The following is an 11466-nucleotide window of genomic DNA, read 5'->3' on the forward strand; positions in this document are numbered from 1 at the left end:
CGGGAGACGACTTCGGCATGAAGCGATTCGCGGCGTTGTACCAGGAGCTGGACCGCTCCACGGCCATTCTGGACAAGCGCGCCGCGCTGGTCGCGTATTTCCGCGAGGCGCCGCCGCGCGACGCCGTGTGGGCGCTGTACCTGCTGGCCGGCGGAAAGATCACCAGCGCGCGGCGCAAGATCGCCGGCGTGGGCGAGTTGCGCGCCTGGGCCGCGGCCGCATCGGACACGCCGCCGTGGCTGGTCGACGCCAGCTATGACCAGGTGGGCGACCTGGCCGAGACGCTGGCGCTGCTGGTGCCGGATCCGCAGCGTCCCGCGCCGGAACGCGGCCTGGCCGACTGGATCGAGGAAGTGCTGGTGCCCGTGGCCAACCGCGACGAAGCGCAGCGCCGCGAGGTCATCGTGTCGGCCTGGCTGGGCCTGCCCTTCGACGAGCGGCTGGTGTTCAACAAACTGCTGACCGGCGCGTTGCGCGTGGGCGTGTCGCAGCGCATGGTGCAGCAGGCCCTGGCCGAGATGTCGGGCGTGCCGATCGCGCGCATCGCGCAGCGCATGCTGGGCGCGTGGGCGCCGAGCCCCTCGTTCCTGCGCGACCTGCTCAGCGCCGAGGACTTGCCGGGCGATCGCCAGCAGCCCTATCCGTTCTTCCTGGCCTCGCCGCTCGAGGCCGAGCCCGCCAGCCTGGGCCCTGTCTCGGATTGGCAGGTGGAGTGGAAGTGGGACGGCATACGCGCGCAGTTGATCCGGCGGCATGGCGAAGTGGCATTGTGGTCGCGCGGCGAAGAGCGCCTGGACGGCCGGTTTCCCGAGGTGGAGGCCGCCGCCGCGGCGCTGGGCGTGGATTGCGTGCTGGACGGCGAGTTGCTGGCGTGGCAGGACGGCGCTGCCGGACCCATGCCCTTCGCTGCCCTGCAGACGCGCATACAGCGGCTCAAGCCCGGTCCCAAATGGCTGGCCGAGGCCCCGGTGAAGATGCTGGCCTACGATCTGCTCGAAATGAACGGCGCCGACCTGCGCGAACTTCCGCAGTCCGAACGGCGGCGGCGGCTGGAGGGGCTGTTGCAGCAGCATCCGCACGCGAACCTCAGCCTGTCGCCGCTGGTGCAGGCCGCCGACTGGGAAGCGGCCGCCGCGCTGCGCGACGAGTCCCGCGAACGCGGCGTGGAAGGCTTCATGCTCAAGCGCGCCAGCGCGCCTTATCAAAGCGGGCGGCGCCGCGGCGACTGGTGGAAGTGGAAGATCGACCCGCTGACCATCGACGCCGTGCTGCTGTACGCGCAGGCGGGCCACGGGCGGCGCAGCACGCTGTACACCGACTACACCTTCGGACTGTGGCAGGGCGATGCGCTGGTGCCCATCGCCAAGGCGTATTCGGGCCTGGACGACAAGGAAATCCTGGAACTGGACCGCTGGCTGCGCGCCCATACGCGCGAGCGCTTCGGGCCGGTGCGGTCCGTCGATCCGGTACAGGTCTTCGAGCTGGGCTTCGAGGCCGTGAACCTGTCCAAGCGCCACAAGTCGGGCGTGGCGGTGCGCTTTCCGCGCATCCTGCGCTGGCGGCGCGACAAGCCGGCCGCAGAGGCGGACCAGCTGGATGCGCTGAAGGCCCTGGCCCAATGAGCCGCCCGCGCGGCCGGGATGCGCCGCTGTCCGCATGGTTCGCGGCGCGCGGCTGGAAGCCCGCGCCGTTCCAGCGCGAGACCTGGCGCCGGTATCTGGATGGCGAGTCCGGGCTGCTGCATACCCCGACCGGCAGCGGCAAGACGCTGGCGGCCTTCGGCGGACCTCTGCTGCAGGCGCTCGCCGATCCCGCGATGGCGCGCGCGGCGTCGGGCGACGGGCCGCGCGTGCTGTGGGTCACGCCGCTGCGCGCGCTGGCCGCCGATACGGCCCGGGCGCTGTCGCAGACCACCCAGGACCTGAGGCTGAGCTGGACCGTGGCGCTGCGCACGGGCGACGCCAGCGCGCGCGACAAGCGCCTGGCGCGCCAGGGCAAGGCCGACGTGCTGGTGATCACGCCCGAGTCGCTGGCCCTGTTGTTGTCGTACGCGGATGCCTCGTCCCGCTTTCGCGCGCTGCGCTGCGTGGTGGTGGACGAGTGGCACGAACTGCTGGGCAACAAGCGCGGCGTACTGCTGCAGCTGTGCCTGGCCAGGCTGCGGCGACTGTCGCCGGAACTGCGCACCTGGGGCCTGTCCGCCACGCTGGGCAATCTGGACGAAGCGCGTGCTGTGTTGCTGCCGCATGCGCCGGACAGCGCGCTGGTATCGGGCGCGCCGCCGCGCAAGGTGACGGTGTCGACGCTGATGCCCGAGCGGGGCAGGGGCCTGCCGTGGGCAGGTTATCTGGGCCTGTCGCAACTGGCCAACGTGTTCGGGCGCCTGTTCGACGTGCGCGCCACGCTGCTGTTCACCAACACGCGCGCGCAGGCCGAGCTGTGGCATCGCGCGCTGGAATCGATCTGGCCCGAAGACCCCGGCACGCTGGCGCTGCATCATGGGTCGCTGGATCCGAAGCTGCGCGCGACGGTGGAGCAGGGCCTGCGCGACGGCAGCGTGCGCTGCGTGGTGGCCACGTCCAGCCTGGATCTGGGCGTGGATTTCCCCGCGGTGGACCAGGTGCTGCAGATCGGCAGCCCCAAGGGCGTGGCGCGCCTGCTGCAACGCGCGGGCCGGGCGAAGCACCGGCCCGGCGAGTCCGGCCACGTCGTTTGCGTGCCGGCGCAGGCCCTGGAGTTGATCGAGTACGCCGCAGCGCGCCAGGCCATCGCGCGCGGCGAGATCGAGTCGCGTCCGCCGCCGCGCGGCAGCCTGGACGTGCTGGCCCAGCATGCCGTGACGCTGGCGCTGGGCGGCGGCTTCGAGGCCGCCGAGTTGTACGAAGAGGTGCGGGGCACCCATGCGTATGCCGCGCTGGACGCCGCCACCTGGCAGGCGGTGCTGGACTTCATCGTGCAGGGCGGCCGCGCCCTTTCCAACTATCCCGAGTTCCGCCGCGTCGAGCGCGACGAAGATGGCCGCTATCGCGTGCACGACCGCCGCATCGCGCTGCGCCACCGCCTGTCCATCGGCACCATCACTTCAGATGGCGCCGTGTCGGTGAAGTATCTGCGGGGCGGCGGACTGGGCTCGGTGGAGGAAGGGTTCCTGGCGCGCCTGCGGCCCGGCGACCGGTTCCAGTTCGCCGGCCGCACGCTGCAGCTGGTGCGGCTGGAAGGCATGACGGCCTATGTGCGGCGCGCCAAGGGCGGCGATGGCCCGGTGGCGACATGGCTGGGCGGGCGCATGCCGCTGTCCACGCAGCTTGGACGCGAAGTGGAAAGCCTGTATTCGCAACCCGGCGCCCATCCCGAGATGCGCGCGGTCGAGCCGCTGATGCGCATCCAGGAGCAGGCCAGCGCGCTGCCCGGGCCGGGGCGGCTGGTGGCCGAGCGCATCGCCACGCGGCGCGGCATGCACCTGTTCCTGTTTCCGTTCTCGGGCCGCGCCGTCCACGAGGGCATGGCCGCGATGATGGCGCTGCGCTGGGGGCGGCTGCATGCCAATACCTTTTCGTACACGGTGAACGACTATGGCCTGATGCTGACGCTGGCCGAACCCGTCGAGCTGGACGAGATCCTGCTGCGCCGGCTGCTGGCGCCCGATGCCATGACGGAGGACCTGCGCGATGGCGTGAACCTGGGCGAGCTCGCGCGCAGGCAGTTCCGCGAGATCGCGCGCGTGGCGGGCCTGCTGACGCCGTCGCTGCCCGGCCGCGAGGTGCGTTCGCTGCGGCAGGTGCAGGCGTCCAGCGGGCTGCTCTACGATGTGCTGCGCCGCTACGATCCCGATCACTTGCTGCTGGCGCAGGCCGAACGCGAAGTCTTCGAACTGCAGCTGGAAGCGCCGCGGCTGCAGGCGGCGCTGCAGGATTGCGCGGAGCGCACGCTGGCGCTGCGCCAGCCGCATGCGCTGACGCCGCTGTCGTTTCCGTTGTGGACCGAGAGCCTGCGCGGTCAGCTCAGCACCGAAACCTGGCAGGCGCGGGTGAAGCGCGCCGCGGAGCAACTGGAGAAACGCTATGCCCGCATCACCGGATGACGCCCTGTCCGTGGAGCTGGCCGGCGAGCCCGTGCAATTGCTGGCGGACCGGGCGTTGTGGTGGCCCGCGCGGCGCCGGCTGGTCATCGCGGACCTGCACCTGGGCAAGAGCCACGTGTTCCGCCAGGCTGGCATCGCCATCCCCAGCGGCGCCACGCAGGACGACCTGGATCGGCTGACGAGGCTGGTGGCGCGGACGGACGCCCATGAGCTGTGGATCGTGGGCGACGTGCTGCACGGGCCCGCGGCGCGGGCGGCCTGGCGCGACGCGTGGACGCGGTGGCGGCGGCAGCATGCCGCACTGGAGGTTGCCGTGCTGGTGGGCAATCACGATCGCGCGCTGGATGGAGAATCGATGGGGATGCGGCAATTGGGAGAGGCCCGCGATGACGGGCCGTTCCTGTTCCGGCACCTGCCGCACCCCGACCCGCAGGGCCGCCATGTGATCGCGGGCCACGTGCATCCCAAGACGCACTTGCCCGGCGTGCCGCGGGCTTGGCCGGTGTTCTGGCTGCGCCAGGGGATGACCGTGCTGCCGGCATTTTCCGAATTCACCGGCGGCTACGAAGTAGGCGTCGAGCAGGGCGATGCGGTGGCGGCCTGCGTGCAGGGCGGTGTGGTGCCGATCGGTTTGGGCGTGGCTCGCGGCGCGGGAAGCGGGCCCTAGCGCACCGTGTTCAGTCATCGCGTGCGCGGCTGGCCGGCTGCCTGCCGCCGCGCACGCGACGCCGCCGATCACTCGACGAGCCGACCCTGCGCGGATGCGCGCGCATTGCGGCGGCTGGCCGCCCAATGCAGCGCCAGCGCCACGGCCAGCATGGCGGCCATGACCATGCCCCAGATGACCCAACCCACCACCGAGACCACGGTGCCGAGGCCGCCGAATGCGGGCAGAACCTGGTTGATCAGTTGCGTCAGCCACGCCACGGTGGACTGCAGCGACTCGAGCATGGCCGTGTCCGCCCAAGGCTCGGCCCACGCGGGCGGCGTCCAGGGTACGGGATTGGCATAGGTGCCGGGTACCTGCGACGAGGCGACGGTGGCGAGCAGCCAGTCCGAGAGTTGCAGTGTCAGCACGACCAGGCCGGTCCAGATGGCGGACAACACGGCAAAAACCAGCCAGATGAGCGTCTTCATGTCGAGGGTGAATCCTGAAAAAAAAAGCGGAGGTCCCACGATACGCCTTTTCTGGCTTCCGAAAAACAAGCATTACGAAGACGTCAGCTACGAGAAATCCGAAGTCTTTGCCTGGGCCAGGATCTGTTTCACCAAGGGATGATGCAGGCCGCGCCGGCTGCGTATGGCATGGATGTCCTCGCGGACGCCGTCGCCGCGGGCCAGCAGCCGCAGGCCGCGCAGCATGCCCACGTCGGTGGCGCCCAGGCGGCTGATGGGGAACACGCCCAGCCCCCGGGCGGCGAACACGCACATCAGCGCGTTGTCCTCGAACTCGCCGACGACGTTGGGCCGGATGTCCTGCTCGGCGAACCAGCGATCCAGCGTGTGGCGCAGGACGCTGTGGGCGGTCGGCAGCAGGACGGGCAGCTCTTCGAGCGAGCGGGGAAAGGCCTGGGCGCGGGCGCGCGTGACCATGCGCGTGGGGCCGTACCAGTCGACCGGCGCCGACACCAGGCGGTCGCTGCTGAGCCTGAGGTTGGGGTTGGGCGGCACGCTCTGGCTTGCCAGCACCAGGTCCAGCTGATGCAGCGCCAGTTCGCCCAGCAGCTGGTCCAGCTCGCCTTCGTGGCACACCAGGTTCAGGTTGGGCGTATCGAGCACGGGATCGAGCAGGGCATGGGCCGCCAGCTTGGATATGCCGTCGCACAGACCGATGGCCAGCCGCTGGCTGGGGCGCGTGGCCGCGGTGTGGACTTCCTGCGGCAGCACCTGGCCGATCTGGAAGATTTCCTCGGCGCGGGCGAAGGCGGCCTCGCCCGCCTCGGTCAGCGCCACGCCGCGCCCGGCGGGCTTGAGCAGTTGGTGGCCCAGGTTGCGTTCGAGTTCGCGCACCTGGGCGCTGATGGTCTGGATCGCCACGTCCAGGCGGGCCGCGGCGCGGGCGAAGCCGCCTTCCTTGGCGACCATCCAGAAGTAGTACAGGTGCCGGTAGTTCAGCATGCGGGGTCTCGCGATATGGAATGCCCGGAACGATAGCGCATCCAGGCTTCGGAACCTGCGCACGATGGCGCTGTCGGTATAGGGCAGCGCCAGCAGCGGGCTGGCGCCACAACAGGAGTCGCATGCATGACGATCCCCCTTCGAATTCGACAGGCCGTGCTGGGCGCGGGCACGTGTGTAGCAGCCGCCGGCGCCATCGCCGCCACCGAGGTGCCCGACTATGGCCCCAGCCTCGAGCGGTTCGAGTATCCGCATGAAGTGAAGCGCTTCGCCCTGGACAGCCAGGGCCAGAAGCTGAGCATGGCCTATATGGACGTGGCGCCCGCCAAGCCCAATGGCAGGACCGTGGTGTTGATGCACGGCAAGAACTTCTGCGGAGCCACCTGGGAGGGCACGATCAAGGCGCTCAATGAGCAGGGCTATCGCGTGGTGGTGCCCGACCAGATCGGCTTCTGCAAGTCGGACAAGCCGGCGGCCTATCAGTTTTCGTTCCATCAACTGGCCTTCAATACCCATGCGCTGCTGAAGCACCTGGGCATCGAACGCGCCGCCGTGGTGGGCCATTCGATGGGCGGCATGCTGGCCTCGCGCTATGCGCTGATGCACGCGGCGCACACCGATGGGCTGGTGATGGTCAACCCCATCGGGCTGGAGGACTGGAAACAGGAAGGCGTGCCCTATCGCAGCATCGACCAGTGGTATGCGGGCGAACTGAAGGCGAATTTCGAAGGCATGAAGAAGTACCAGCAGGGCACTTACTACGCCGGCCAATGGCGCCCCGACTACGACAAGTGGGTGCTGATGGCCGCGGGCATGCTGCAGGGCGAGGGACGCGAGCGCGTGGCATGGAACCAGGCGCTGACCTACGACATGATCTACACGCAGCCGGTGGTGCACGAATTCGGCGACATCGAGGTCCCGACCACGCTGCTGATCGGCGAGGAGGACAACACGGCGCCCGGCAAGGACGCCGCGCCGCCCGAGGTGGCCAAGCGCCTGGGCAACTATGCCGAACTGGGGCCCAGGACGGCCAAGGCGATCCCGAACGCCAAGCTGGTCACGTTCCCGGAGCTGGGCCATTCGCCGCAGATCCAGGACCCGCAGCGATTTCACCAGGCCCTGCTGGAGGCCTTGAAGGGAATGGGCGGCAACCGCTGATTGCCCATGCACGCGCCGCGGGCGTCGGCCCGCGGCCGCCGGGATGCGGCGATAGCCTGTATTTTCGGTCTTCTGTACGGCAACGCCGCGGAGCGTAGGAATGGCCCTGTCGACGAAGAAGTCTGAAGAAGGCGGCAGCGCGGGCCAGCCCCGGCTGCTGTCCGGCGGCAATCCGCAGATCGCAAAGGGTGACGGCGATGGGCCTGTGCAGGCCTACATCGCCGCCATGCCGGGATGGAAGCGTCAGGCGGGCGAACGCCTGGATGCGCTCATCGTGCGCACCGTGCCTGGGGTGCGCAAGGCCGTGAAATGGAACTCGCCGTTCTTCGGCGTCGAGGGCCAGGGATGGTTCCTCAGCTTCCATTGCTTCAACAAGTACATCAAGGTGGCGTTCTTTCGCGGCGCCTCGCTGCAGCCGCTGCCGCCCGGAGCGTCCAAGAGCCCCGAGGTGCGCTACCTGGACATCCGCGAGAACGACCCCATCGACGAAGACCTGCTCGCCAGCTGGATCCGGCAGGCTGCGCATCTGCCGGGCTGGACGCCGTAGCGCGGCCGGGCGCGGGGATCAGTCCGGAATCTGCGGCTTGACCAGCGCGGCCAGCTGCAGCAGCGATTCCTGCCAGCCGAGATAGCACATCTCCACCGGAATCACTTCCGGTATGCCTTCCTGGGTCACGTCGAGCTCGGTGCCGCACGACACCTGTCGCAGCGTGATGGTGACCTTCAGTTCGCCGGGCAGGTTCGGATCGTCGAAGCGGTCCGTGTAGCGGATCTTCTCGTGCGGCACCAACTCCAGGTACTCGCCGCCGAAGGAATGGCTCTTGCCCGAGCCGAAGTTGCGGAACGACATCTTGAACGTGCCGCCCACCTTGGGCTCGAGGTGGTCGACCTTGCACGTGAAGCCGTGGGGAGGCAGCCACTTCGCCATCGCATCGGCGTCGATGAAGGCGCGATAGACGCGCTCGGGAGCGGCACGCAGTACGCGATGAAGACGGACGGTTCCAGTAGCCATGGTGGTTCACCTTTCAGTAGGAGTGGATGTACTGCTGCGACGACCGGGCGTCGTTGAAATCGACACGTCCTTGACTAGGGGAAACCCTTATTCGCTTCAGGCCGGTTTGAACACCATCAGGTAGAAGATGGCCAGGAAGGCGAACAGCGCGGGAACGCCCAGCACCACCCACAGCTTGAACAGGCGCCAGAAGCGCGGCGGCAGCGGCGCGCCTGCCGCCGCAGCGGCCGCGGCGCTGTCGCGCATCAGTATCTGCAGCCGCACCACGGGCAGCCAGCATGCGATGGCCACGGCATACAGCCCCAGCGACCATGCGATCCATCCGGTGGACATCGGCAATTGCATCAGGTGGACCAGATACAGGCCCGTGAGGGGCTGCACCACCGCTGTCGTGGCGGTGAACAGCCAATCGGCGATGACCACCACGCGCGCCACCGCGGCCACCACGTGCGCGTCGCGGCGCAGCGCCACGCACAGCAGATAGAACGCCGAGCCGATGCCCGTGCCGAACAGCAGCGTCGAGCTCAGGATGTGCAGCAGCTTGAACACCAGGTATTCCATTACCGTTCCTTTTTCCCTGAGGGTTCGCACAGGTACAGCAGCACCAGCACGGCCAGCATGGGCACGTTCTTGGACAGCGGACCGTATGGGTGGAGCCAGAATTCCGGCAGGCGCACGGTGATGATCAGCGTGTAGCCCAGTATCAAGGCCATCTGCGCCAGCCACAGCCAGCGGCGCCGCGTCCCGCGCCAGGCCAGCGTCAGTACGCCGAAGCACAGGTCGAGCAGGGCGGCGCCATATAGTGCGGGCAGCGCCAGGGCCTCGGGCATGCCCGTGCGCCGCAACAGGTCCAGGCTGTTCGAGATGGGGTACAGGCCCAGGGACACCGCCGCCGTCCATAGCCAGACGAACGCCACGGCGCCGCGCAGCAGGGGCAGCGTCATGCCCAGCGTGACCTGGGCGCGCGCAGCCGCCGCATCCGTGGAGGGAATGAACTGTGCGGCGGGACGCGGCGCGTGCCCCAGCAGGTCGGTGAAAGGCCCGGGGTCGGCGGTGTTGCCGCGCTCGAGCATGGCCAGGCTGTCCGGGTCCAGCAGGCTGCCGGGCAACATGCCCGCGACCGTGGCCGCCGCCTTCGCGGCGCCCCGGGGCAGCGGCAGCACGAACTGGGCCCCAGCCAGGCCCAGTCCCGCCCGCAGGGCGGCCAGGTAAGCCTTGAGGCTGATCGCGTCGGGCCCGCAGAATGCGATGGTCACCGCCTGTGGCGGCGGAGCCTGCGTCAGCCGCTGCACCAGCGCCGCCACGCCCTCGACCACGTCGTCCACGTGCACGGGCTGGATCATCTGCGTGCCGCCGCCCGGCAGCGCCAGCAGCGGCAACGCCGCCAGGCCGTTGAACAGCCGCGCGCTGGTCCCGCCCGGGCCGTAGACCAGCGAGGGCTGCACGATGGCGGCCGGCAGGGCCAGAGCGCGCAACGCGTCGTCCGCCTCGCGCTTGCTGCGGTGATAGGCGGTGGCGGCGCGCGCGTCCGCGCCCAGCGCGGAGAACTGGATGATGCCGCGCACGCCCGCCATGCGAGCCGCGCGGAACAGGGCCGCCGGCGCGCGCACGTGTACCGTGGCGAAGTCCTGTCCCGGCGTTTCACGCTCGCGGAAGATGCCCACGGTGTTGATGACGACGTCGACGCCAGCCAGGCTGGGCATCCAGTCGTCGTCGCGCAGCGCGCTCGCGAAATCGACGGGCACGACGCTTGCACAGGGATGGAGCACGCCCCGGCTGCCAGGGCGCAGCGGACAGACCAGATCGTGGCCTTGCGCCAGCAGCGCGGCGGCGATTCTGCTGCCGATGAAACCGCTTGCACCGGTGATGAGGATCTTCAAGTCATGGTCTCCCGCCAGGGTCCAGGGCGGCGGCGGTCGTGCCGCAAGCCACGTGCCTGTGACGGTGCGCCCGGCATGCGGTCCGCCAGGGCGTCTGAATGCACGTACGCCCGTATGCAGTCCCACCGCAGTTCCATCGAGGAATCGACATCATGTCCATCCGCCATACTGCAAGTCATGTCGCACGCAAGCCGGCCGCTTCCGGACGCTGGAGCGATGCCATCCGCGAAGGCCTGGTCAGCGGCGCCGCCGCCAGCGTGCTGTCCACGCTGGTGCTGATGCGCATGGGCCGCGCCGAGGCGCGCAGCGCGGTGGCGCCGACCAATGCCACCAGCCATTGGATCTGGGGCGATCCGGCGCTGCGGGCCGATGAAGTGTCGTGGCGCCACACGGCCAATGGCTACCTGATCCACCATGCGGCGGCGGTGTTCTGGGCCACGATGCATGCGCGCGCTACCGCGGGATGGTCTTCGCCGCGCGACGCCGGTCCGCTCGCCCTGGCGGGCATGGCAACTGCGCTGGTGGCCTGTGTGGCCGACTATCAGTTGACGCCGCGGCGCTTCACGCCCGGCTTCGAACACCGGCTGTCGCGCGGCGCGATGGCGCTGGCATATGGCGCATTCGGCCTGGGCATCGCGTTGGCCTCGGTGGCGTGGCGCGCGCGCCGCCGGGCCTAGCGGAGGGCGCGGGCTATCCCAGCACCGCCGGGTTGAGCCGCCACATGGCATGGCACAGCACGGCGGCGAAGCTGACCCAGGCGAGGTAGGGCAGCAGCAGCACGCCCGCCAGCGGCCTGACTCGCCAGAAGCCCACCAGCGTGGCCGCGATCAGCAACCACAGCACCACGATGTCGACCAGTGACCAGAAGCCCAGGCGCCATACGAAGAAGAGCCAGCTCCACAGCGCGTTCACCGCCAACTGCACCAGGAACAGGATCAGCACGCCGCGGTGCGCGCGGAACCCGCCCTCGCGCCACACCAGCCAGGCGGCCACGCCCATCAACGCGTACAGGGCGGTCCAGACGGGGCCGAAGGCGGACGCGGGGGGCGCCCATTCGGGCTGTGCCAGCCCGGCGTAGAACTCGCTGGCGTCGACGGATGCCACGGCTCCGATGACCGAGGCCAGGAAGCTGATGGCCAGCCAGGTGATCATGCCCAGTATCTGATGCCGAACGGAGAAGCTCGCCATGAAAAGCCCCTTTGATGAGACCGGACCGA

Annotated in this window: 12 protein-coding genes; 6 read left to right on the plus strand and 6 right to left on the minus strand. The window is 69.5% G+C overall.

Annotation, left to right across the window (positions count from 1 at the left end; translation table 11 throughout):
- Nucleotides 1-17: 17 nt before the first annotated feature.
- The 3 genes from CAL15_RS05180 to pdeM are packed head-to-tail and all read left to right on the plus strand — an operon-like array spanning nt 18 to nt 4748.
- Complete coding sequence (locus CAL15_RS05180; RefSeq protein ID WP_086077602.1) at nt 18-1622, plus strand: ATP-dependent DNA ligase; 1605 nt, start codon at nt 18-20, stop codon at nt 1620-1622.
- Nucleotides 1619-4081, plus strand: a complete 2463-nt coding sequence (locus CAL15_RS05185; RefSeq protein ID WP_086077603.1) for a ligase-associated DNA damage response DEXH box helicase — start codon at nt 1619-1621, stop codon at nt 4079-4081. The genes CAL15_RS05180 and CAL15_RS05185 overlap by 4 nt, the downstream gene beginning before the upstream one ends.
- Complete coding sequence (gene pdeM / locus CAL15_RS05190; RefSeq protein WP_086077604.1) at nt 4062-4748, plus strand: ligase-associated DNA damage response endonuclease PdeM; 687 nt, start codon at nt 4062-4064, stop codon at nt 4746-4748. The genes CAL15_RS05185 and pdeM overlap by 20 nt, the downstream gene beginning before the upstream one ends.
- A 68-nt stretch (nt 4749-4816) precedes the next feature.
- On the opposite strand, the gene CAL15_RS05195 is transcribed toward pdeM, so the two are convergent.
- Both CAL15_RS05195 and CAL15_RS05200 read right to left on the minus strand, forming a co-directional pair.
- Nucleotides 4817-5218, minus strand: coding sequence for a hypothetical protein (locus CAL15_RS05195; RefSeq protein ID WP_086077605.1), 402 nt, complete (start codon nt 5216-5218; stop codon nt 4817-4819).
- An 87-nt stretch (nt 5219-5305) separates the two neighbouring features.
- Nucleotides 5306-6199, minus strand: coding sequence for a LysR family transcriptional regulator (locus tag CAL15_RS05200; RefSeq protein ID WP_086077606.1), 894 nt, complete (start codon nt 6197-6199; stop codon nt 5306-5308).
- A gap of 126 nt (nt 6200-6325) precedes the next feature.
- Here CAL15_RS05200 and CAL15_RS05205 point away from each other — a divergent pair, with 126 nt between their 5' ends.
- Both CAL15_RS05205 and CAL15_RS05210 read left to right on the plus strand, forming a co-directional pair.
- A complete protein-coding gene (locus CAL15_RS05205) occupies nt 6326-7357 on the plus strand; it encodes an alpha/beta fold hydrolase (protein WP_086077607.1) in 1032 nt (343 codons plus the stop codon).
- Nucleotides 7358-7457: 100 nt separating this feature from the next.
- The gene (locus tag CAL15_RS05210) at nt 7458-7904 is read left to right on the plus strand and encodes a DUF1801 domain-containing protein (protein ID WP_086077608.1); all 447 of its coding nucleotides are present in this window, start codon (nt 7458-7460) and stop codon (nt 7902-7904) included.
- Between the two features lie 18 nt (nt 7905-7922).
- On the opposite strand, the gene CAL15_RS05215 is transcribed toward CAL15_RS05210, so the two are convergent.
- From CAL15_RS05215 to CAL15_RS05225, 3 genes are all read right to left on the minus strand, one after another.
- Nucleotides 7923-8369, minus strand: coding sequence for an SRPBCC family protein (locus tag CAL15_RS05215; RefSeq protein ID WP_086077609.1), 447 nt, complete (start codon nt 8367-8369; stop codon nt 7923-7925).
- 96 nt (nt 8370-8465) lie between these two features.
- Nucleotides 8466-8930 (minus strand): DUF2269 family protein, encoded by a 465-nt coding sequence (locus tag CAL15_RS05220; RefSeq protein WP_086077610.1) that lies wholly within the window; start codon nt 8928-8930, stop codon nt 8466-8468.
- The gene (locus tag CAL15_RS05225; protein WP_086077611.1) at nt 8930-10249 is read right to left on the minus strand and encodes an SDR family oxidoreductase; all 1320 of its coding nucleotides are present in this window, start codon (nt 10247-10249) and stop codon (nt 8930-8932) included. The genes CAL15_RS05220 and CAL15_RS05225 overlap by 1 nt, the downstream gene beginning before the upstream one ends.
- A gap of 152 nt (nt 10250-10401) precedes the next feature.
- Here CAL15_RS05225 and CAL15_RS05230 point away from each other — a divergent pair, with 152 nt between their 5' ends.
- A complete protein-coding gene (locus CAL15_RS05230; RefSeq protein WP_232468122.1) occupies nt 10402-10926 on the plus strand; it encodes a hypothetical protein in 525 nt (174 codons plus the stop codon).
- A gap of 13 nt (nt 10927-10939) precedes the next feature.
- Here the strand turns inward: CAL15_RS05230 and CAL15_RS05235 are convergent, their stop codons facing one another.
- On the minus strand, nt 10940-11437 hold the full coding sequence (locus CAL15_RS05235) for a TspO/MBR family protein (protein WP_086077612.1): 498 nt from the start codon (nt 11435-11437) through the stop codon (nt 10940-10942).
- Nucleotides 11438-11466: the final 29 nt, after the last annotated feature.

This window comes from Bordetella genomosp. 13 (assembly GCF_002119665.1).
Classification (GTDB): Bacteria; Pseudomonadota; Gammaproteobacteria; order Burkholderiales; family Burkholderiaceae_B; genus Bordetella.